The sequence below is a fragment of the Nocardia sp. NPDC050697 genome (assembly GCF_040654395.1).
Classification (GTDB): domain Bacteria; phylum Actinomycetota; class Actinomycetes; order Mycobacteriales; family Mycobacteriaceae; genus Nocardia.
In genome coordinates this window covers 452,172-473,084 of sequence record NZ_JBFAHY010000006.1, presented here as the reverse complement: position 1 = coordinate 473,084, position 20,913 = coordinate 452,172, and the positions used below count along the sequence as shown (strand labels likewise).

Sequence of the window (20,913 nt, the reverse complement as noted above, 5' to 3'; positions counted from 1 at the left end):
CGCGGCTGTGTGGAACCGGTTGGACTCCGCACCCCCCGGTGGAGGAAACTGGACCATCGTGACCAAGACCAGCAGCTTCTCCGCGCCCAAGGGAGTCCCGGACTACCTGCCCCCCGCCTCGGCCGAGTTCGTCGCGGTGCGCGACGGGCTGGTGCGCGTCGCCAGGCTGGCCGGATACGGGCATGTGGAGCTGCCGATCTTCGAGGACACCGGGCTCTTCGCGCGCGGCGTCGGCGAGTCCACCGACGTGGTCAGCAAGGAGATGTACACCTTCGCCGACCGCGGCGAGCGCAGCGTCACGCTGCGCCCCGAGGGCACCGCGGGGGTCATGCGCGCGGTGATCGAGCACAACCTCGACCGCGGCCAGCTCCCGGTCAAGCTCTGCTACGCGGGCCCCTTCTTCCGCTACGAGCAGCCGCAGGCCGGGCGGTACCGCCAGCTGCAGCAGGTCGGGGTGGAGGCCATCGGCGTCGACGACCCGGCGCTGGACGCCGAGGTCATCGCGGTCGCCGACGCCGGGTTCCGCGGGCTCGGGCTCACCGGTTTCCGGCTGGAGCTCACCTCGCTCGGCGACGACACCTGCCGCCCGCAGTACCGCGAGCTGCTGCAGGAGTTCCTGCTCGGGCTGCCGCTGGACGAGGAGACCAGGCGCCGCGCGCGGCTCAACCCGCTGCGGGTGCTGGACGACAAGCGCCCCGAGGTCCGCGAGCTCGCCGCGAACGCCCCGCTCATGCTCGACCACCTGTCCGAATCGGCCAAGGCGCACTTCGAGCAGGTGCTCGGCTATCTGGACGGGCTCGGCGTGCCGTACGTAGTGAACCCGCGCATGGTCCGCGGCCTGGACTACTACACCAAGACCACCTTCGAGTTCGTGCACGACGGTCTCGGCGCGCAGTCCGGCATCGGCGGCGGCGGCCGCTACGACGGGCTGATGGCGCAGCTCGGCGGCGCCGAGCTCTCCGGCATCGGCTTCGGCCTCGGGGTCGACCGCACGGTGCTCGCGCTGCGCGCGGAAGGGAAGGAAGCGGGGGATCCGGCCCGCTGCGACGTCTACGGGGTGCCGCTTGGCGACGCCGCCAAGCAGCGGCTGGTGGTGCTGGCCGGGGAGCTGCGCGGCGCCGGGATCCGGGTCGATCTCGCCTACGGCGGGCGCGGCGTCAAGGGCGCCATGAAGGCCGCCGACCGCTCCGGTGCCCGCTTCGCGCTGGTCCTCGGCGACCGCGACCTCGCCGAGGGCACGATCGGGGTGAAGAACCTGGCCGACGGGGAACAGCGGCAGGTGCCGCTGGCCGAGGTGGCCGGCGTGCTGCGGGATCAGCTCGGCTGAGCCGGGAAGAGGAGAGCCCCGGATGAACGAGGACGCCGCGCACGAGGACGCCGCCCCGAAACCCGCCCCGGCCCCGGCCCGGCCGCCGGTGGGGCTGGATCTGGTCGAGCCCGAGGCGTACGCGCCGACGCTGCGCAGGCTCGCCGCGTTCGCGGCGGGCGCCGGGCTGGTCGCGGCGCTGCTGGCCGCGGTGCTGCTCGGCCCGGTCCCCGCGCTCGCGGTCTTCCTGGTGATCGCCGCGCCGACCGTGCTCACCGTCGCGGCGCTGCGCAGGCGCCGGATGTGGCTGGCGGACGGCGTGATCCACGCCCGCACCGTGCTCGGCGAGCGCCGGGTGCGGGCGGCGGCGGCCACCGAGGTCGCGGTGCTGGTGCTGCCGGGGCGGATCAGCCGGGTGGCGCTGCGGATCACCGCGGGCGGTCCGGCGATCACCGTCCCGCTCGCGCTCTACACCGGGGGCCCCGGCGCCGAGGCGGGCGAGGCGCGTGGCCGGGAGCTGCCGCTGCTCGGGCTGCGCGGGCTCGCCGACGCGCTGGCGGCCGCCCCGCTGGCGGCGGCGCTGGCCCTCTCCTCGGTGCTGGTGGCGCAGCTGCGCGCCGAGGCCCGCGACGCCCCGCTGGAGCAGCGCCCGCTCTACCGCGCGGTGCGGGCCGCGCTGGACGCCGGGCACCGGCGCGCCGTCGTGCTCAGCGACCGGGAGATCGCCGACCTGGTCTGAGCTGTCTGCTCGCTCACCTTCGGCGGCCCGCGGTGGTGAGCCTCAGTAGGGTTGGGGGCGTCCGCGCACCCCGCTGAACAGGAGAGCCCCGTCGTGACCAGCACCGATCGCACCGCTCCGGTGACCGTCGCCGTCACCGGCGGCGCGGGCCAGATCGCCTACGGGCTGCTCTTCCGCATCGCCTCCGGCGCCATGCTCGGCGCGCGGACGCCGGTGCGGCTGCGGCTGCTGGAGATCCCCGCGGCGGTGGCCTCGCTCGCCGGCGTCGCGATGGAGCTGGAGGACGGCGCCTTCCCGCTGCTGGAGTCGGTGGACATCAGCGACGACCCGTGGACCGGCTTCGCCGGCGCGAATATCGCGCTGCTGGTCGGCGCCCGGCCGCGCACCGCGGGCATGGAGCGCGGCGACCTGCTCGCCGCCAACGGCCCGATCTTCACCGAGCAGGGCGCCGCCATCAACGCGGCCGCCGCCGACGACGTCAAGGTGCTGGTCGTCGGCAACCCGGCCAACACCAATGCCTTCATCGCCCGCAGCAACGCCCCCGACGTGCCCCCGGAGCGCTTCACCGCCATGACCCGGCTGGACCACAACCGGGCCATCGCCCAGCTCGCCCGCAAGACCGGCTCGCCCGCCGCGGAGATCGCGCGCGTCGCGGTCTGGGGCAACCACTCCGCCACCCAGTACCCGGACATCACGCACGCCACCATCGGCGGCCGCGACGCCCGCGCCGTGATCGCCGACCCGGCCTGGGTGGAGCGCGACTTCATCCCGACCGTGCAGCAGCGCGGGACCGCCATCATCGAGGCGCGCGGTGCCTCCTCCGCGGCCAGCGCCGCGAGCGCCGCCATCGACCACATCCACGACTGGGTGCTCGGCACCGCGCCCGGCGACTGGACCTCCATGGCGGTGCCCTCGGACGGCTCGTACGGCGTGCCCGAGGGGCTGATCAGCTCCTTCCCGGTGACCTGCGCCGACGGCGAGTACCGGATCGTGCCGGAGCTGGAGATCGACGACTTCTCCCGGGCCAGGATCGAGCTCAGCGCGGCCGAACTCGAGCAGGAGCGGTCCGCGGTGATCGACCTCGGCTTCGCCAAGTACCGCTAGCCGACGGTCCAGGTCTCGGGGCCGTCGAGCAGCGCCTGCAGATCGCCGGGTTCTCCCGCGGCGGCGAGCTGGGCGCGCACGCCGTCGTCGTAGGTCGGCCGCTCGACATCCCGGAGAACGCCGGTGACCACGTGGTTCAGCTCCTGGTCGCCGAGCCGGGCCAGGGCGTGCGCGTACCCGGGGTCGGTGCTGTGCGCGTCGTGCACCACCACCTCCAGATCGCCCACCTCGTCCGCCCGCGCCACCGCGAGCCCGAAACCCGACCGCACCACCGCGAATTCGCGCTCGGCGCCGAAGCGCAGCGGCTCCCCGTGGCGCAGCGGGATCAGGTGCCGCGGCGCCTCCTCGCGGCGCAGCACGTCGAACGAGCCGTCGTTGAAGATCGGGCAGTCCTGCAGGATCTCCACGAACGCCGCGCCGCGGTGCGCGGCCGCCGCGCGCAGCACCTCGGTGAGCCCGGCCCGGTCCGAATCCAGCGCCCGCCCGGCGAAACTCGCGTCCGCGCCGAGGGCGAGCGCGAGCGTGTCGAAGGGGTGGTCCACCGAGCCGAGCGGCGTCGACTTGGTGACCTTGCCCGGCTCCGAGGTCGGCGAGTACTGGCCCTTGGTGAGGCCGTAGATCCGATTGTTGAACAGCAGGATCGTCAGGTTCACATTGCGCCGCAGCGCGTGGATCAGGTGGTTGCCGCCGATCGAGAGCGCGTCACCGTCGCCGGTCACCACCCAGACCGAGAGATCCGGCCTGGTCACCGCGAGCCCGGTGGCGATGGCCGGCGCCCGGCCGTGGATGGAGTGGATGCCGTAGGCGTCCAGGTAGTACGGGAAGCGGCTGGAGCAGCCGATCCCGGAGACGAACATCAGATTCTCCCGGCGCAGCCCGAGCTCGGCGAGGAAGCCGCGCACCGTGGCCAGGATGACGTAGTCGCCGCAGCCGGGGCACCACCGCACCTCCTGGTCGGTGGTGTAGTCCTTGGCCTTCTGCGGTGTGAGCGCCAGCGGCACGTGGGCCAGCCCGGTGTGTCCGTCGGTGATCGTCATCGGCGGCCCCCGGTCCGATAGGTCGCCCGCGCGCGGGCGGCGGCATCCTTGTCCCGCTCCAGCTCCCGGAGCGAGCCGTCCAGCGCCGCGTCGATCACGCCGGCCAGCTCGGCGGTGGGGAAGGCGGTGCCGGTGGTCCTGGTCCACGGCACCACGTCCACCAGGTAGCGGGCGCGCAGCAGCAGCGCGAGCTGCCCGCCGTTCAGCTCCGGCGCCACCACCGTGCGGTAGCGGCCGAGCACCGCGCCGAGATTCGCCGGGAAGGGGTTGAGGTGGCGCAGCTGCGCGTGCGCCACCGAGCGCCCGCGCCGCCGCGCCCGGCGGCAGGCCTCACCGATCGGGCCGTACGAGCTGCCCCAGCCGACCAGCAGCACCTCGGCGGCGCCGTCCGGGTCGTCCACCTCCAGGTCGGGCACGCCGATGCCGTCGATCTTGGCGCGGCGCAGCCGGACCATGAGGTCGTGGTTGGCCGGGTCGTAGGAGATGTCGCCGGTGCCGTCGGCCTTCTCCAGCCCCCCGATCCGGTGCGCCAGCCCCGGCGTGCCCGGCACCGCGAACGGGCGGGCCAGCGTCTCCGGATCGCGGGCGTAGGGCAGGAACTCCGGCTCGGCGCCGGGCTCGGCGAAACCGGGGTCGATCGGCTCGAGCTCGGCCACCCGCGGGATCGCCCACGGCTCCGAGCCGTTCGCGATGGCGCCGTCGGAGAGCAGCAGCACCGGGGTCCGGTGCACCAGCGCGATCCTGGCCGCCTCGACGGCGGTGGCGAAGCAGTCCGCGGGGGAGCGCGGGGCCAGCACCGGCACCGGCGACTCCCCGTTCCGGCCGTAGAGCGCCTGCAGCAGGTCGGCCTGCTCGGTCTTGGTCGGCAGCCCAGTGGAGGGGCCGCCGCGCTGCACATCGATCACCAGCAGCGGGACCTCGGTCATCACCGCGAGCCCGATGGTCTCGCTCTTCAGCGCGAGCCCGGGCCCCGAGGTGCTGGTGACCCCGAGCGCGCCGCCGAGCGCGGCCCCGAGCGCCGCGCCGATCCCGGCGATCTCGTCCTCGGCCTGGAAGGTGGTGACGCCGAACGACTTCCGCCTGCTGAGTTCGTGCAGGATGTCCGAGGCCGGGGTGATCGGGTAGCTGCCGAGGAAGACCGGGATCCCGGCCAGCCTGCCCGCGGTGACGATGCCGTAGGCGAGCGCGGTGTTGCCGGTGATCTGCCGGTAGGTGCCGGGCGGCAGCGCCGCCGGGGCGACGTGGTAGGTGGTGGCGAAGCTCTCGGTGGTCTCGCCGTAGGCGAACCCGGCGCGGAAGGCGAGCAGGTTCGCCTCCGCGATCTCCGGCCGCGCCGCGAACTTCTCCCGCAGGAAGCGCTCGGTGCCGCCGATCGGGCGGCCGTACATCCAGGAGAGCAGCCCGAGCGCGAACATATTGCGCGCCCGCTTGCCGTCCTTCTTGCCCGCGCCCGCCGCCTCGGTCGCGCCCGCGGTGAGCGTGGTCATCGGCACCCGGTGCAGCACGAAGTCGCCGAGAGCGCCGTCGTCCAGCGGGTTTCCGCGGTACCCGGCCTTCGCCAGGTTGCGCCTGGTGAACTCGTCGGTGTCCACGATGACGGTGGCGCCGCGCGGCAGCTCGGCCAGGTTGGCGACGAGCGCGGCGGGGTTCATGGCGACCAGCACGTCGGGCTGGTCGCCTGCGCTGAGGATGTCGTGGTCGGCGATCTGGATCTGGAACGACGACACCCCGGGCAGCGTGCCCTGCGGCGCCCTGATCTCGGCCGGGAAGCTGGGCTGGGTGGCGAGGTCGTTGCCGAAGGCGGCCGCCTCGTGCGTGAAGCGATCCCCGGTGAGCTGCATGCCGTCGCCGGAATCGCCGGCGAAGCGGATCACCACGCGGTCCAGCGGGGTCGGCCCGCGGGCCGCCGACTGCTCGGATGACAGGGTCACGGGCTGCCTCACCGTCCTCGTCGTCGAGTGGTGCTCGGGGCGCACCCGCCAAGGTACTCCCGCGGGCCCGCGCCGTCCGGCGTACTCGCGGGTACCGGCTCAGCCGAAGAGCGCGAGCTGCGGGGCGGGCCCGGGCTCCGGGCGCGGGGCCGGGGCGCTGACCACGCTGTCGCGCACCAGCCCGTGCCGCTCGCGCAGCGGGTCGACCCGCCCGCGCAGCCAGCTCGCGTACTCCGGCGAGACCTGGGCGCCGCGCCCGTACAGCTGCCGGTAGCGGCGCAGCAGCGCCGGGTGGTGCTCGGCCACCCAGCCCAGGAACCAGCCCTTGGTACTGCCGCGCAGGTGCAGGGGGAAGGCGGTCGCCGACTCCGCCCCGGCCCGCGCCAGCGCGGCGAAGAGCGCGTCCAGCTGCTCGCTGCCGTCGGTGAGGTAGGGGATCACCGGCGCCACCATGACGTTCACCGCGAACCCGGCGTCGGCCAGCGCCGCGATCAGCTCCAGCCGCGCCTTGGGCGCCGGGGTGCCCGGCTCCAGGCCGCGGTGCAGCTCCGGGTCGAGCATGCAGAGCGAGACCGCGAGCCGCACCGGCACCTCACCGGCGGCCGAGGCCAGCAGCGGCAGATCCCGGCGCAGCAGCGTGCCCTTGGTGAGCACCGAGAACGGCGTGCCGGAGGCGGCGAGCGCCCGGATGATGCCGGGCATCAGCCGATATCGGCCCTCGGCGCGCTGGTAGGGGTCGGTATTGGTGCCGAGCGCGACCGGCTCCCGGCGCCACGACTTGCGCCGCAGCTCGCGCCGGAGCACCGCCGCCACATTGGTCTTCACCACCAGCTGGGAGTCGAAATCCGCGCCCGCGTCGAGCTCGAGGTACTCGTGCGTCGGGCGGGCGAAGCAGTATCGGCAGGCGTGCGAGCAGCCCCGGATGGGGTTCACCGTCCACCGGAAGGGCAGCTTCGAGCTCTCCGGCACCTCGTTGAGCGCGCTCTTGCAGAGCACCTCGTGGAAGGTGATGCCGTCGAATTCCGGCGTGCGGACGGTACGGACGAAGTCGGCCCGGCTCAGCCCGGGTAGCGCGCCGTCGTCCGCGTCGAGGGACTGCCCCTGCCACCGCACGCCATCAGTCGAACACCAGTTCTAGGCGGTGTCAAGCGTGTCCGCGGGGGCCTGGCGCGGCGGCAGGGTGCCGTCGGCGAAGAAGCGGACCAGGTCGCGCACGGTTTCGGTCATCGGCCGCGGCCGGTGGCCGAGTTCGGTACTCGCCCTGCTGTGATCCACCTCCGGCGCCGAGACCAGGGCGCCGAGCGCGGCCTTGGAGACGATGTCGGTCTTGAACAGCTTGCCCACCGGGGCCAGCAGCGGGATGGCCCGTTCGACCGGGCGGGCCGGGATGGTGAAGCGCGGCCCGCGGGTGCCGCCCGCGCGCGCCGCCGCCCGGCACAGCTCCGGCATCCGCACCATCTCGCCGCCGAGCAGGTAGTTCTCCCCGGTGCGGCCGTGCTCGCCGGCCAGGATCAGCCCCTGCGCGACATCGCGCACGTCGACCAGGTCGAAGGCGCCGTCGATCATGGCCGGGATCCGGCCGCGGGCGGCGTCGCGCAGCGTCCGGTTGATCCGGGAGAGCGGCGTGCCGTGGTCGGCCGGGCCGTAGACGCCGGTCGGGTTGCAGAGCACCGCGTCGAGGCCCTGCTCGATCACGGCGCGCAGCTCCTGCTCGCCCGCCCACTTGGAGCGGTCGTAGACCGGGAGGCCGGGGTCGGTGGAGCGGCCGGAGCGCTCGTCGATCCGGCCGCCGCAGTTGTACTGGTCGTAGGCGTGGATGGAGCTGGCATGCACCAGGCGCCGCGCGCCGACCGCGAGCGCGGCCTCGGCCACCACCCGCACGCCCCTGGTGTTCACCCGCCACGCCAGATCGTTCCGGTCGGCCAGGGTGATCACCGCGACCAGGTGGTAGACGAGCTCGGCGCCGTCGATCGCGGCGCGCACGGCGTCCGGGTTCAGCACGTCGGCGCTCACCCAGGTGACGCCGTCGGCGGCGGGGCCGGCGGGCGCGGCGCGGTCGACGGCGATCACCTCGTGACCGCGATCGGTGAGCAGGGGGAGGAGGTTGGAGCCGAGGTACCCCGCGGCGCCGGTCACTGCGACCTTCATGGCGACGAGAATATAGAACTTGTTCTAGATTGCAACACGTTCTACTTTTTCCGGGCATTCGGCAGGCTGAATCGGTGCAGCGCTCTGCGTTATATTGAGCCCACGAACGTGTACGACGATGTTGGGGGGCAACTCGGATGACCGATCTCTCGGTGGACACCGACGGGGTGCGGGATTTCGCCGCGACGAATGCCGGGGTGGCGGGGCAGATCGCCGGGGCGGGGAATTTCGACGCGGTGGCCAATGTGGCCGCGCTGACGCCGGTCTTCGGCCTGATCGGGGCCGACTACCTGCTCGCCTTCGCGGCCGCGCAGGTGCTGCAGGCGCGCGATATCAACGATCTCTCGGGCAAGGTCGGCAAGCTCTCCAACTCCGCGTTCAACGCGGCGGCGGCCTTCGACGGCCAGGAGATCGCCAGCGGTGCCGCGCTCGGCGCGATCGAGGGCGCGCTGTGAGGCCGCTGGACTCCGGGGTGATCGCGCCCGCGGCACCGGAGCAGCTCGCGCACGAGGCGCTGACCGCCACCGCCGACCCGTCGCGGTACGCGATCCAGGACGTGGTGCTGCCCCAGCTACCCGCCGATCTCGAACCGGTCGAGGCACCGGAACTCGTGCTGTCGCAGCGGATCACGGACGAGCCGGGGCACACCTCGGCGCTGCCCGGCGGGCTGCCCGGGCTGTCCGGGGCGGGGAACGACGGCGCGCCGGACGTGCTCGCGGGGCTGCCGCCCGAGGCCGACGCGCTGCTCGGCACCGCGAACGGGGTGCTGGACGGCGCGAATCAGCTGGCGCAGCAGGCCACCGCGGCGCTCGGCGCCGCCGTGGCGCCGGGGGCGAGCGGGGTGCAGCGGGCCGCGCAGGACAGCGGGCTGCTCGGCGGCGGCGATACCGGCGCCGCCGCGGCGCCGCTGCCCGCGCTCCCCGCCGACCCGGTGGGCGCGCTGCTGAACGGGCTCGCGCTGCCCGCGCTGCCCGGCGTCGACCTGCTCATGAAGCCGATCCTGGATCTGCTCGGCAGCTTCGGCACCGGCGTGCTCGGCGCGCTCGACCCGACCGCCATCCTCAGCGCCTCCTCCAAGGTCATCGACACCGCCATGCAGGTGGCCAAGGGCAGCCTCAGCACCGTCGACCAGCTGTGGCAGGGCCAGGCCGCGCGCAATGCCCAGGTGGTGGGGCAGCAGGCGCAGAACCAGGGCACCGAGACCAGCCAGCGCGGGATCGACATCTCGGAGATCACCCAGCGCGCTGCGGCCGCGGTGCAACAGGGCAACGCGCAGCTGCTCGGCATCGCCTCCTCGCTCGCCACCCAGGCGGTCGCGCTGGCGCCGGTGATCGTCACCCCGCCCGCGCAGGCGACGCTCATGGCGACCGCCACCGAGCACCTGGGCCAGGCGGTGGCGGTGGCCAATGCCACCCGCGGCGACCTGGCCGGGAAGACGGCCGAGCTCACGGCGGCGGTCAACCAGCTGATCGCGCCCGGCGGCGGCCCGGCGCCGCAGGAGGTGGCGCAGGCGGTGATGCAGAACATCGCCGAGCCCATCATGTCGCAGGCCAAGGACGGCGTGGAGTCGGCGACCACCGCCGCCGGGCTGGACACCTCGGCGCTCCCGGGCAGCACCCCCTCCACCACCCCGGCCGCGGTGACGCCGAGCGGGACGCCGAGCAGCACGCACGGCACGCCGGGCATCGTGCCCGGCTCGCCGACCCGCTCCGGCACCCCCGGCTACAGCCCGGGCACGCCGAACGGCACCGTGACCCCCAAGGCGGCGACGCCGATGCCGAACGCGGTGGTCTCGCCGCTGCGCGGCGTGCCAGGCGTGCCGGGAACCCCGCTGGCCACCGGCGTGCCGAGCTCCACGGCGACCTCCAGCTCCGGCTCGTCCGGCTTCATGGGCGGTGCGCCCGGCGCGGCGGGCGCCGGCCAGCGCGGCGACGACGAGCACGGCCGGAACGTGCAGCCGTACCAGAGCCGCACCGGCAACGACGACCTCACCGGCCCGCTCGGGGAGTCGACGCCCGAGGTGATCGGCGCGACGCACACGGATGAGCTGTTCGGCACCGATTACGACCAGGACCAGTTCTGAGCCTCCGGGGCGGGCCCGCGCCCGCCCCGGATCAGCTCAGCGCTGCTCCTTGAAGGCGTCCAGCACCTTCCGGTAGAGCTGGTCGAACCGGTCCCGCGCCTGCTTCTGGTCGTCGTTCAGCCCCTCGGTGAAACCGGGGGCGTAGACGATGGCGTGCACCGCCTCGGCGTCCCGCTCCGGCATGACATCGATGATGCGCGAGCCCTGGTCGGAGACGGACGGCAGGCCGAGGTCCAGCTTCGCCAGCTCCGCCGTCTCGGCCACCGCGTTCTTCAGGACGTCCGCCGGGACCGTGCCCTCGACCTCGTGCGGGGCGGCGTCCGGCCCGCGATCCGCCGCGATGGCGTCCGGCACCCGGACCGCCCTGCCGTCCGCGTACACCTGCAGCTCGGGGCGTAGATCGACCCGGGACTGCCAGCCGTTCGGGATGGCGGTCAGGGTGAGCAGCGGGATCGTGGTGGCAGGCGGCTGCGCGCTCGGCGTCGCGGGCTCGGCCTGTGCCGTGCCCGCCCCGCCGAGCAGTGCGGAGGTCAGCAGCACCGGCAGCAGCAGTGCTCGTCGCATCGTGTGTCCTTCTCTCGGAACGGCTTCGGGAGGGTTCCCGGCCGCAGACGATGGTCAGCGCAGGGCAGGGGGGTTGTCCAGGTTTCGCGCCGAATAGGTGTCGCACGCAGCCAACTGGCCGGTTCGGTACCCGGTCAGGAACCACTTCTGCCGCTGGTCGGACGAGCCGTGCGTCCACGCCTCCGGATTCACCCGGCCCTGCGAAGCCCGCTGGATCCGGTCGTCGCCCACGGCGGCCGCCGCGGAGAGCGCGTCCTTGATATCGGTCTCGGTGAGCGGCTTCAGGAACGGGGTGTCGCCGCCCGGCGCCGGCGTCTTGTCGGCATAGTGCGCCCAGAGCCCGGCGTAGCAGTCGGCCTGCAGCTCGGTGCGGACCGCGCCGGACTCGGCGCCCTGCGGGTCGTTCTGCGCCCTGGAGATATCGCCGAGCTGGGTCTGGATGTGGTGCCCGACCTCGTGCGCGACGACGTACTCCTGGGCCAGCGGCCCGCCGCTGGAGCCGAACCGGTCCACCAGCTCCTGGAAGAACGAGGTGTCGAAGTAGGCGGTGTTGTCGGCCGGGCAGTAGAACGGGCCGACCTCGCTGGTGGCATTGCCGCAGCCGGTGCTCACCGCGCCGGAGAAGAGGCGCAGCTTCGGCTCCTCGTACTGCACCCTGGCCTGCGCGGGCAGCTGCTCGGTCCAGACCGCGTCCAGGCTCTCCGCGGTGAGCACCACCCGGCAGTCCACGTAGCGGTTGGCGTCCGCGCCGGTCTTGCAGTGCTCCGGGGTGCCCTCGGTGGCGCTCGACCCGCCGCTGCCGTCGGCCCCGGTGAACTGGCCGAGGATGGAGCCGGGGTCGCCGCCGAGCAGCAGCGCCAGCACCACCAGGATGATGCCGCCCGCACCGCCGCCGAGCGCGATCTTGCCGCCCCGCCCCGGCCCGCCGCTGGAGGCTCGATTCGGGTCGATCTGCAGGCCCTCGTTGAAGGTCATGTCGTCGCTTTCTGTTCGAACTGCCCGCGCGCCGGTACAGCTTGGCACGGCTATACCCGGTCGGGGTGGACGGATATCGGTTTTCCCTTGCCCGGCGGGTCTCACTACGATGGCGACCGCACTGGTCACGCCCCGCCGGTGCCCGGACCCCGTCGAAAGGAACACCGTGCTGCGCACCCACTTGGCTGGTTCGCTGCGAAGCGAGCACGCCGGCCAGACCGTCACCCTCACCGGATGGGTGGCCCGGCGGCGGGACCACGGTGGCGTGATCTTCATCGATCTGCGCGATGCCTCCGGGGTGGTGCAGGCGGTGTTCCGGCAGGGCGAGGCGGCCGGGCAGGCGCACCGGCTGCGCGCCGAGTACTGCGTGCTCGTCACCGGCGTGGTGGAGCGGCGCCCGGACGGCAACGAGAACCCGGAGCTGCCGACCGGCGCCATCGAGATCGACGTCACCGAGCTCGAGGTGCTGAACGAGAGCGCCCCGCTGCCGTTCCAGCTGGACGAGCAGCCCGGTGAGGAGGCCCGGCTCAAGCATCGCTACCTCGACCTGCGGCGGGACACCCCGGCGCACGCGATCCGGCTGCGCTCCAAGGCCAACGCGGCTGCCCGCTCGGTGCTGGCCGGGCACGAGTTCGTCGAGGTCGAGACGCCGACGCTGACCCGCTCCACCCCGGAGGGCGCGCGCGACTTCCTGGTCCCCGCGCGGCTGCAGCCGGGCAGCTTCTACGCGCTGCCGCAGAGCCCGCAGCTCTTCAAGCAGCTGCTCATGGTCGGCGGCATCGAGCGCTACTACCAGATCGCGCGCTGCTACCGGGACGAGGACTTCCGCGCCGACCGGCAGCCCGAGTTCACCCAGCTGGACCTGGAGATGAGCTTCGTCCGGCAGGAGGACGTGATCCTGCTGGCCGAGGAGATCCTGGCCGCGCTGTGGAAGCTGATCGGCTACGAGATCCCCACCCCGATCCCGCACCTGACCTACGCCGAGGCCATGCGGCGCTACGGCTCGGACAAGCCGGACCTGCGCTTCGGTATCGAGATCACCGAGTGCGCCGAGTATTTCGCGAACACCCCGTTCCGGGTGTTCCAGGCGCCGTACGTGGGCGCGGTCGTCATGCCGGGCGGCGCGAGCCAGCCCCGCCGCCAGCTCGACGCCTGGCAGGAGTGGGCCAAGCAGCGCGGCGCCAAGGGGCTGGCCTACGTGCTGATCGGTGCGGACGGCGAGCTCGGCGGGCCGGTCGCCAAGAACCTCAGCGAGGAGGAGCGGGCCGGGCTGGCCGCGCACGTCGGGGCGCAGCCCGGCGACTGCGTCTTCTTCGCGGCCGGGCCGGCCAAGGCACAGCGCGCGCTGCTCGGCGCGGCGCGCGGCGAGATCGCGCGCAAGGTCGGGCTGATCGACGAGAACGCCTGGTCCTTCGTCTGGATCGTGGACGCCCCGCTCTTCGAGCCGGCGGCCGACGCCACCGCGGGCGGCGACGTCGCGCTCGGGCACTCCGCCTGGACCGCCGTGCACCACGCCTTCACCTCGCCCAAGCCGGAGTCGCTCGACACCTTCGACACCGACCCGGGCTCGGCGCTGGCCTACGCCTACGACATCGTCTGCAACGGCAACGAGATCGGCGGCGGCAGCATCCGCATCCACCGCCGCGACGTGCAGGAGCGGGTCTTCGCGGTGATGGGGATCGAGCCGGAGGAGGCGCGGGAGAAGTTCGGCTTCCTGCTCGACGCCTTCGCCTTCGGCGCCCCGCCGCACGGCGGCATCGCCTTCGGCTGGGACCGGATCGTCGCGCTGCTGGCCGGGCTGGACTCGATCCGCGAGGTCATCGCCTTCCCGAAGACCGGGAACGGCGTCGACCCGCTCACCGACGCCCCCGCCCCGATCACCGCGCAGCAGCGCAGGGAGGCCGGGCTCGATGCCAAGCCGCCGCAGCGGGACGCGGCGAAGGCGAACGGGGTCCCGGCGCCGGCCAAGCAGAGCTGAGCAGGTCCGGGCGGCGTTTCGGCATCGCCGCCCGGCCCGCACCGACCGGTCACACCGGGGAGAGCGCGCCGCCGGTCAGGGTGCGGAAGGCGTAGGTCACCGCGAGGGTCGCGATGGGGAACGCCACCAGCAGCCCGAGCCCGCAGGCCAGCACACCGAGGACCGTGATCACCAGCACGGCCAGCGTCAGCAGCACGACCGGCCAGAGATTGCCGACCACCAGCCCCGCGCTCGCCTTCAGCGCGGCGAACGGCCCCAGGTCCTGGTCGATCACGAAGTGCAGCGAGAACATGCACAGCACCCCGACCACGATCCCGGGCAGCAGGCAGAACGCCGAGGCCAGCAGCGTGAGGGTGAAGGCGAGCAGCGCGGTGAGCACCACGTTGCCGGCGTTCAGGTACTGGAAGAAGGCCCCGAATGTGGGCCGGTGCCCGTCGCATTCGTAGAGCGCGCCGCGGATCATGGCCGCCTGCAGCACCCAGACGCCGACGATCAGCACCAGGAACAGCAGCAGCACGCCGAACAGCGAGGTCGGCTCGAAGATCCGGACCACGAGCACGAAGACCAGGTAGAGCAACACGCCGAGCGCCGAGACCGCGATCCAGGTCGGCGCGTCGGCGCGGAACTTCTCCCAGCCGTAGCTGATCGCCCGCCCGACATCCAGCGCCTCCGGCGCGCGGTTCTCGTAGCCGTACTGCGGCCGGTCGTCCGGGTAGGCGCTCGCGCCGGAGCCGGTGTACATCTGCTCGGTGGGGTCCGGCCCGGTGCCTTGCGGGCCGTATGCCGGACCCCCGTATCCCGGACCGTCCGGTCCGGGATAGTGCTCCGGCGGCGCGGGTTGCGGCGCGGCGTGCTTCGGCCCGGTACCCTGAGGCTGCGAGCCGGGCTGGCCGTGGCTTTCGGTCATGGTCCGTTGACCCTTTCGACGCGGGGCGGTGGCGGCGGAACGCCAAGCCTACGCGGCGCGGGGGTACCCCCGCCGAAGGTCGGAACATGGTGTGCCACACCACGGTCGAGACCGAGGCAACCCGGGTCGCGCGGGCGATGTCGAGCACGGCGGCGCGGGTTGCCCGGGCGATGTGCAGGACACGCCGGGCGACGCGGAAAGGTTGTCGAACCGCTCGCTGAAAGTAACCCGATGCGAGTACTTTGAGAGACGATGACCGCACTATTGGCCGAACGCGCCGCCGAAGTCGTGGCCGCAGCGCAACATTTGCTCACAAAGCGAATGGGCGCTCCGGTGAAGCTGAGTGACCCGACCGAACTCGGCGGGAGTGGCAGAACCACGGTTCTGCGGGTCCGCGTCGCGGAGAACGCCTTCTCGCTACCCCGCACGCTGATCGTCAAGCAGGTGAACGGCTCCGGCGCGGCCGGCGTGCCGGGCGGTGTGGTGCCCGGGGTCGCGGGCAGCGACTCCGCCTTCCTCCGCGAAGCCGTCTCCTACCAGTTCACCACCGCGCTCAGCCGGGAGCACCGCCCCGGCGCCTACCTGGTCGCCTACGACCTGCCCGCCCGGCTGCTGATCCTCAGCGATCTCGGCGAGAACGCCAAGATGACGCACGTGCTGCGCGCGGGCACCCAGACCGCGACGCACAACAGCCTGATGGCGTACGCGCAGGCGCTCGGCCGGATGCACGCCGCGACCGTCGGCCGGGAGGCCGATTTCGTCGCGCTGCTGCGCCGGGTCGACGTGGCGCACCGGATGGACGGCATCGCCCAGCAGGCGCAGGCCGCGGTCTCCGAGGTGCCCGGCATGCTGGAGCGCGAGCTCGGCGTCGACGTGCCCGGCGAGATCGCCGAGCGCATCGTGCGCGGCAACCGGCTCTTCACCGCGGGCCGCTTCCGCGCCTTCAGCCCCTCGGACCTGTGCCCGGACAACGTGATCCTGAACGAGGAGGGCGCGCGCTTCCTCGACTACGAGTGGGGCGGCTTCCGGGACGCCTCGCTCGATGTCGCGTACGCGCTGGTCTCCTTCCCCGGTTGCCTCTGCGACGTGGAGCTGCCCCGGGCCAGGGCGCAGCAGATGATCGAGGCCTGGCGCTCCGAGGTGGTCGGGGTCTGGCCCGCGCTCGCCGACGACGCGATGCTGGCCGAGCGGATCCTGGAGGCCAGGCTCATCTGGGTCTGGCTGAGCACCTACTGGTTCCTCCCCGTCGACCACCTGCGGATCGCCGCCGCCCGCGAGCACGGCCTCTCGGTGCCGCGCTCGGAGGCGCTGATCAACCGGTGGGCGGCGCTCGCCGAGGACGCCCGCTGCATCGGCGACGACCACGTCGGCGATTTCGCCGAGCGGGTCTCCGCCACGCTGGAGGAGCGCTGGTCGGTCTGACCGGTCGGCTCGCGTAGCCGCGTCGGACCCGGCCGGTACGGTCGAACCCATGAGCGAAGGGCTGTTCGACGTGCCCGGATCGGCGTCGGCCGAGCCGGAGCACGCCGCCGTCGAATTCCGCGGCGCCGGTGGCGGCGACCTGGTCCCGCTCGCCGTCCGGATGCGGCCGGAGACGCTCGACGAGGTGGTCGGCCAGCAGCACCTGCTCGGCCCCGGCTCGCCGCTGCGCCGCCTGGTCGAGGGCTCCGGGGCGGCGTCGGTGCTGCTCTACGGCCCGCCCGGCACCGGGAAGACCACGCTCGCCTCGCTCGTCTCCACCGCCACCGGCCGCCGCTTCGAGGCGCTCTCCGCGCTCTCCGCCGGGGTCAAGGAGGTGCGCGGCGTCATCGAGCTGGCCCGGCGCAGGCTCACCGCGGGTGAGCAGACCGTGCTCTTCATCGACGAGGTGCACCGCTTCTCCCGGACCCAGCAGGACGCGCTGCTCGCCGCGGTGGAGAACCGGATCGTGCTGCTGGTCGGCGCCACCACCGAGAACCCGTCCTTCTCCGTGGTCTCGCCGCTGCTCTCCCGCTCGCTGGTGCTGCAGCTGCGCCCGCTCACCCCGGACGACATCCGCGCCGTGCTGCGCCGCGCGCTCGACGACCCGCGCGGCCTCGGCGGCACCCGCACCGTCACCGACGAGGCCATGGAGCACCTGGTCCGGATCGCGGCGGGCGACGCGCGGCGCGCGCTCACCGCGCTGGAGGCGGCCACCTCGTCGGCCACCGGGGAGACGGTGGACCTGGCGCTGGTCGAGGCCAGCGTGGACGAGGCCGCCGTCCGCTACGACCGCGCGGGCGACCAGCACTACGACGTGATCAGCGCCTTCATCAAGTCCATCCGTGGCTCCGACGTGGACGCCGCGCTGCACTACCTGGCCCGGATGATCAGCGCGGGCGAGGACCCGCGGTTCATCGCCCGCAGGCTGGTGGTGCACGCCAGCGAGGACATCGGCATGGCCGACCCGATGGCGCTGCAGACCGCGATCGCCGCCGCGCAGGCGGTGCAGCTGATCGGCATGCCCGAGGCCAAACTGGCGCTGGCGCAGGCCACCATCCACCTGGCGACCGCGCCGAAATCCGGCGCTGTGGTCGCGGCGATCGGCGCCGCGCTCTCCGACGTGAGCGCGGGCAAGGCGGGCTCGGTGCCGCCGCACCTGCGCGACGGGCACTACGCGGGCGCCGCCGCGCTCGGCAACGCGCAGGGGTACCGCTACCCGCACGACCACCCCGGCGGGGTGCTCGCCCAGCAGTACCCGCCGGACGAGCTGGTCGGTGTCGACTACTACGCGCCGACCGAGCACGGCGCCGAGCGCGAGGTCGCCGCGCGGGTCGGAAAACTGCGCCGGATCGTGCGCGGGCTGCGCGCCGGGCCGGGCAGCGGAAAATCGGATGAACCGGGCCGGTAGGCTGGACTTCCGTGCAGACCCACGACATCCGACGGCGCTTCCTGGACCATTTCGTCCGTGCCGGACACACCGAGGTGCCGAGCGCCTCGCTGATCCTGGCGGACCCCAACCTGCTGTTCGTGAACGCGGGAATGGTGCAGTTCAAGCCGTACTTCCTGGGGCAGGAGGAGCCGCCCTACCCGCGCGCGACCAGCGTCCAGAAGTGCGTGCGCACCGGTGATATCGACGAGGTCGGCATCACCACGCGGCACAACACCTTCTTCCAGATGGCGGGCAACTTCTCCTTCGGCGACTACTTCAAGGAGGGGGCCATCGGCTTCGCCTGGGAGCTGATCACCACGCCGCAGGACCGGGGCGGCTACGGCTTCGACCCGGAGCGGATCTGGGTCACCGCCTACGAGTCGGACCCCGAGGCCGCCGAGATCTGGCAGCGGGTCGCCGGTATCCCGGCCGAGCGGATCCAGTTCCGCGACGGCAAGGACAACTACTGGGACATGGGCGTGCCCGGCCCCGGCGGCCCCTGCTCGGAGATCTACTACGACCGCGGCCCCGCCTACGGCCGCGAGGGCGGTCCGGTCGCCGACGAGGATCGCTACATCGAGATCTGGAACCTCGTCTTCATGCAGGACATCCGCGGCGAGCAGAGCCCCAAACAGGGCCACCCGCCGGTCGGCACGCTGCCGAAGAAGAACATCGACACCGGCATGGGCGTCGAGCGGATCGCCATGCTGCTGCAGGGCGTGGAGAACGTCTACGAGACCGACCTGCTGCGCCCCATCATCGCCAAGGCCGAGCAGCTGACCGGCCGCGCGTACGGCGCCGACGCCGGCGACGACGTGCGCTTCCGGGTGATCGCCGACCACGCGCGCAGCTCCGCCATGCTCATCTCGGACGGCGTGAACCCCGGCAATGACGGCCGCGGCTACGTGCTGCGCCGGCTGCTGCGCCGGATCGTGCGCTCGGCCCGGCTGCTCGGCGCGGAGAAGCCGGTGATGGCCGAGCTGATCACCGTCGTCTCCGAGCTCATGGCACCCTCGTACCCGGAGCTCGGCACCGACTTCCGCCGGATCGAGACCGTCGCCGTCGGCGAGGAGACCGCCTTCCTCAAGACCCTGAGCACCGGCTCCACGCTCTTCGACACCGCCGTCTCCGAGGTGAAGGCCAAGGGCAGCAGCACCATTCCGGGCTCCGAGGCCTTCACCCTGCACGACACCTACGGCTTCCCGATCGACCTCACCCTGGAGATGGCCGCCGAGGCCGGGCTCAGCGTCGACGAGGCCGGCTTCCGCGCGCTCATGGCCGAGCAGCGGCAGCGCGCCAAGGACGACGCCGCCGCGCGCAAGCACGCGCACGCCGACCTCAGCGTCTACAAGGAGCTGATCGACCGCGGCGCCACCGAGTTCACCGGCTTCGCCGAGCTCACCTCCGAGGCCACCGTGCTGGCGCTGCTGGCCGACGGGGTCCGGATCCCGGTCGCCTCCGAGGGGCAGCGGGTCGAGGTGATCCTGGACCGCAGCCCGCTCTACGCGGAGTCCGGCGGGCAGATCGCCGACCGCGGCAGCATCACCGCCACCGGGCTGAAGCTGCGCGTCGACGACGTGCAGAAGATCGCCAAGAAGCTGTGGGTGCACAAGGGCACCGTCGAGCAGGGCGCCGTCACCGAGGGCGACGTGGTGCTGGCGCAGGCCGACCCGGCCTGGCGGCGCGGCGCCACCCAGGGCCACTCCGGCACGCACATGGTGCACGCCGCGCTGCGCCAGGTGCTCGGCCCGAACGCGGTGCAGGCCGGCTCCCTGAACAAGCCCGGCTACCTGCGCTTCGACTTCAACTGGCAGGGCCAGCTCTCCGAGCAGCAGCGCGCCGACATCGAGGCGGTCTCCAACGACGCCGTCGGCGCCGACTTCCCGGTCAACACGTTCGTCACCGACCTCACCGAGGCCAAGCGGATGGGCGCGCTCGCGCTCTTCGGCGAGAACTACGGCTCCGAGGTCCGCGTCGTCGAGATCGGCGGCCCGTTCTCCATGGAGCTCTGCGGCGGCACGCACGTGCAGCACTCCTCGCAGATCGGCCCGATCACGCTGCTCGGCGAGGCCTCGGTCGGCTCCGGCGTGCGCCGCGTCGAGGCCTTCGTCGGGCTGGATTCCTACCAGTACCTCGCCAAGGAGCGGGCGCTGCTGGCCGGTGTCGCCGCCTCGCTCAAGGTGCCCTCCGACGAGGTGCCCGCCCGGGTCGAGCAGCTCGTGGAGCGGCTCCGGGTGGCGGAGAAGGAGCTGGAGCGCAACCGCACCGCCGCGGTGCTGGCGAGCGCGGCCACCTTCGCCGAGCGGGCCGAGCGGATCGGCTCGGTGCTGCTGGTCGCGGCCGCGGCGCCGGCCGGCATCGGCGGCGGCGACCTGCGCACCCTGGCCACCGACATCAAGGGCAGGCTCGGCACCGAGCCCGGCGTGGTGGTGCTGCTCGGGAATGCCGACGGCAAGGTGCCCTTCGTGGTCGCGGTGAACAAGCCCGCCCAGGAGCTCGGCGTCAAGGCCGGTGACCTGGTGAGCAGCTTCGGCCCCGGCATCGCGGGGCGCGGCGGCGGCAAGCCGGAGATGGCGCAGGGCTCCGGCTCCGACCCCTCGGGCATCGAGGCGGGGCTCGCCGCGGTGCGTACCCGGGTGGGTGAACTCGCCGGCTGATGGCTGATTCCGAACGGCACGGGCCGCAGGCGGGGGCCCGCCCCGCCGACCGGCCGGATCCGGCCGACGACCCCGGTCGCGGCAGGCGGATCGGTATCGACGTCGGCAGCGTGCGCGTCGGCGTGGCGTCCTGCGACCCCGACGGCATTCTCGCGACCCCGGTGGTGACCGTGGCGCGGGCGCGGGGCCGCGGCTCGGATTCCGCCACGGCGCCGGATATCGCACGATTAGCCGAGATTGTGCGGGAGTATGAAGCGGTCGAGGTCATCGTCGGGCTGCCCCGGACATTGCGGGGGGAGAACGGGGCATCGGCCGCCATGGCGCTCGCGTTCGCGGATCGGTTGCGGGAAGCGGTCCAACCGGTCCCCGTCCGACTCTCCGACGAACGGTTGACTACCGTGTCAGCTGCACGTGCATTGCGGGACAGCGGGGTTCGCGCGCGCGGCAGCCGGCAGGTGATCGACCAGGCGGCGGCGGTGGCGATCCTGCAGGGTTGGTTGGACGAACGGAGCTCGGTGGTGAAGTCGGTCGAACGCACGGTGGGACCCGAGGGAGAGGTGCCGCCGCATGTCTGACCGTCCGAGCCGGAACGAG

17 protein-coding genes are annotated in these 20,913 nt (G+C 73.2%); 10 read left to right on the top strand and 7 right to left on the bottom strand.

What is annotated here, in order from left to right; genetic code table 11:
- Positions 1 to 58: 58 nt before the first annotated feature.
- The 3 genes from hisS (at position 59) to AB0H71_RS23145 (ending at position 3,149) form a co-directional block, all read left to right on the top strand.
- Positions 59 to 1,327 (top strand): histidine--tRNA ligase, encoded by a 1,269-nt coding sequence (gene hisS, locus AB0H71_RS23155; protein WP_357024446.1) that lies wholly within the window; start codon positions 59 to 61, stop codon positions 1,325 to 1,327.
- A 22-nt stretch (positions 1,328 to 1,349) separates the two neighbouring features.
- Positions 1,350 to 2,045, top strand: coding sequence for a hypothetical protein (locus AB0H71_RS23150; protein WP_357024443.1), 696 nt, complete (start codon positions 1,350 to 1,352; stop codon positions 2,043 to 2,045).
- Positions 2,046 to 2,138: 93 nt separating this feature from the next.
- Positions 2,139 to 3,149, top strand: a complete 1,011-nt coding sequence (locus AB0H71_RS23145; protein ID WP_357024440.1) for a malate dehydrogenase — start codon at positions 2,139 to 2,141, stop codon at positions 3,147 to 3,149.
- On the opposite strand, the gene AB0H71_RS23140 is transcribed toward AB0H71_RS23145, so the two are convergent.
- From AB0H71_RS23140 to AB0H71_RS23125, 4 genes are all read right to left on the bottom strand, one after another.
- Entirely contained in the window at positions 3,146 to 4,186 is a 1,041-nt protein-coding gene (locus tag AB0H71_RS23140) for a 2-oxoacid:ferredoxin oxidoreductase subunit beta (protein ID WP_357024437.1), read from the bottom strand. The genes AB0H71_RS23145 and AB0H71_RS23140 overlap by 4 nt on opposite strands.
- Positions 4,183 to 6,117, bottom strand: coding sequence for a 2-oxoacid:acceptor oxidoreductase subunit alpha (locus AB0H71_RS23135; RefSeq protein ID WP_357024434.1), 1,935 nt, complete (start codon positions 6,115 to 6,117; stop codon positions 4,183 to 4,185). The genes AB0H71_RS23140 and AB0H71_RS23135 overlap by 4 nt, the downstream gene beginning before the upstream one ends.
- 99 nt (positions 6,118 to 6,216) lie before the next feature.
- Complete coding sequence (locus tag AB0H71_RS23130; RefSeq protein ID WP_357024432.1) at positions 6,217 to 7,230, bottom strand: Rv2578c family radical SAM protein; 1,014 nt, start codon at positions 7,228 to 7,230, stop codon at positions 6,217 to 6,219.
- Between the two features lie 21 nt (positions 7,231 to 7,251).
- Positions 7,252 to 8,265 (bottom strand): NAD-dependent epimerase/dehydratase family protein, encoded by a 1,014-nt coding sequence (locus AB0H71_RS23125; protein ID WP_357024429.1) that lies wholly within the window; start codon positions 8,263 to 8,265, stop codon positions 7,252 to 7,254.
- Between the two features lie 137 nt (positions 8,266 to 8,402).
- On the opposite strand from AB0H71_RS23125, the gene AB0H71_RS23120 reads away from it, so the two are divergent.
- Together AB0H71_RS23120 and AB0H71_RS23115 are read left to right on the top strand one after the other, a co-directional pair.
- The gene (locus AB0H71_RS23120; RefSeq protein WP_357024426.1) at positions 8,403 to 8,720 is read left to right on the top strand and encodes a type VII secretion target; all 318 of its coding nucleotides are present in this window, start codon (positions 8,403 to 8,405) and stop codon (positions 8,718 to 8,720) included.
- Positions 8,717 to 10,348, top strand: coding sequence for a hypothetical protein (locus AB0H71_RS23115; protein WP_357024423.1), 1,632 nt, complete (start codon positions 8,717 to 8,719; stop codon positions 10,346 to 10,348). Before AB0H71_RS23120 ends, AB0H71_RS23115 begins: the two co-directional genes overlap by 4 nt.
- 36 nt (positions 10,349 to 10,384) lie before the next feature.
- Here AB0H71_RS23115 and AB0H71_RS23110 read toward each other — a convergent pair whose 3' ends face one another.
- Positions 10,385 to 10,912, bottom strand: coding sequence for a hypothetical protein (locus AB0H71_RS23110; RefSeq protein ID WP_357024421.1), 528 nt, complete (start codon positions 10,910 to 10,912; stop codon positions 10,385 to 10,387).
- Between the two features lie 54 nt (positions 10,913 to 10,966).
- The gene (locus AB0H71_RS23105; protein WP_357024419.1) at positions 10,967 to 11,887 is read right to left on the bottom strand and encodes a neutral zinc metallopeptidase; all 921 of its coding nucleotides are present in this window, start codon (positions 11,885 to 11,887) and stop codon (positions 10,967 to 10,969) included.
- Positions 11,888 to 12,053: 166 nt separating this feature from the next.
- Between AB0H71_RS23105 and aspS the strand changes: the two genes are divergently transcribed.
- Positions 12,054 to 13,865: an aspartate--tRNA ligase gene (gene aspS / locus AB0H71_RS23100; protein WP_357024416.1), complete on the top strand. Its 1,812-nt coding sequence runs from the start codon at positions 12,054 to 12,056 to the stop codon at positions 13,863 to 13,865.
- A 49-nt stretch (positions 13,866 to 13,914) separates the two neighbouring features.
- On the opposite strand, the gene AB0H71_RS23095 is transcribed toward aspS, so the two are convergent.
- Positions 13,915 to 14,772 (bottom strand): hypothetical protein, encoded by an 858-nt coding sequence (locus AB0H71_RS23095; protein WP_357024413.1) that lies wholly within the window; start codon positions 14,770 to 14,772, stop codon positions 13,915 to 13,917.
- A gap of 252 nt (positions 14,773 to 15,024) precedes the next feature.
- Between AB0H71_RS23095 and AB0H71_RS23090 the strand changes: the two genes are divergently transcribed.
- Genes AB0H71_RS23090 through ruvX form a run of 4 tightly spaced genes read left to right on the top strand, consistent with a single transcriptional unit; the run spans position 15,025 to position 20,894 of the window.
- A complete protein-coding gene (locus tag AB0H71_RS23090) occupies positions 15,025 to 16,194 on the top strand; it encodes a kinase (protein ID WP_357024411.1) in 1,170 nt (389 codons plus the stop codon).
- Positions 16,195 to 16,243: 49 nt separating this feature from the next.
- Positions 16,244 to 17,641: a replication-associated recombination protein A gene (locus AB0H71_RS23085; RefSeq protein ID WP_357024408.1), complete on the top strand. Its 1,398-nt coding sequence runs from the start codon at positions 16,244 to 16,246 to the stop codon at positions 17,639 to 17,641.
- An 11-nt stretch (positions 17,642 to 17,652) separates the two neighbouring features.
- Entirely contained in the window at positions 17,653 to 20,319 is a 2,667-nt protein-coding gene (gene alaS / locus AB0H71_RS23080; RefSeq protein ID WP_357024406.1) for an alanine--tRNA ligase, read from the top strand.
- Positions 20,319 to 20,894, top strand: coding sequence for a Holliday junction resolvase RuvX (ruvX, locus tag AB0H71_RS23075; protein ID WP_357024403.1), 576 nt, complete (start codon positions 20,319 to 20,321; stop codon positions 20,892 to 20,894). The genes alaS and ruvX overlap by 1 nt, the downstream gene beginning before the upstream one ends.
- Positions 20,895 to 20,913 lie beyond the last annotated feature (19 nt).

Coding starts and splice junctions, on each gene's coding strand:
- AB0H71_RS23150 (WP_357024443.1), top strand. CDS start 1,350: ATGAACGAGGACGCCGCGCACGAGGACGCCGCCCCGAAACCCGCCCCG.
- AB0H71_RS23140 (WP_357024437.1), bottom strand. CDS start 4,186: ATGACGATCACCGACGGACACACCGGGCTGGCCCACGTGCCGCTGGCG.
- AB0H71_RS23125 (WP_357024429.1), bottom strand. CDS start 8,265: ATGAAGGTCGCAGTGACCGGCGCCGCGGGGTACCTCGGCTCCAACCTC.
- AB0H71_RS23120 (WP_357024426.1), top strand. CDS start 8,403: ATGACCGATCTCTCGGTGGACACCGACGGGGTGCGGGATTTCGCCGCG.
- AB0H71_RS23110 (WP_357024421.1), bottom strand. CDS start 10,912: ATGCGACGAGCACTGCTGCTGCCGGTGCTGCTGACCTCCGCACTGCTC.
- AB0H71_RS23105 (WP_357024419.1), bottom strand. CDS start 11,887: ATGACCTTCAACGAGGGCCTGCAGATCGACCCGAATCGAGCCTCCAGC.
- AB0H71_RS23095 (WP_357024413.1), bottom strand. CDS start 14,772: ATGACCGAAAGCCACGGCCAGCCCGGCTCGCAGCCTCAGGGTACCGGG.
- AB0H71_RS23090 (WP_357024411.1), top strand. CDS start 15,025: ATGACCGCACTATTGGCCGAACGCGCCGCCGAAGTCGTGGCCGCAGCG.
- AB0H71_RS23085 (WP_357024408.1), top strand. CDS start 16,244: ATGAGCGAAGGGCTGTTCGACGTGCCCGGATCGGCGTCGGCCGAGCCG.
- ruvX (WP_357024403.1), top strand. CDS start 20,319: ATGGCTGATTCCGAACGGCACGGGCCGCAGGCGGGGGCCCGCCCCGCC.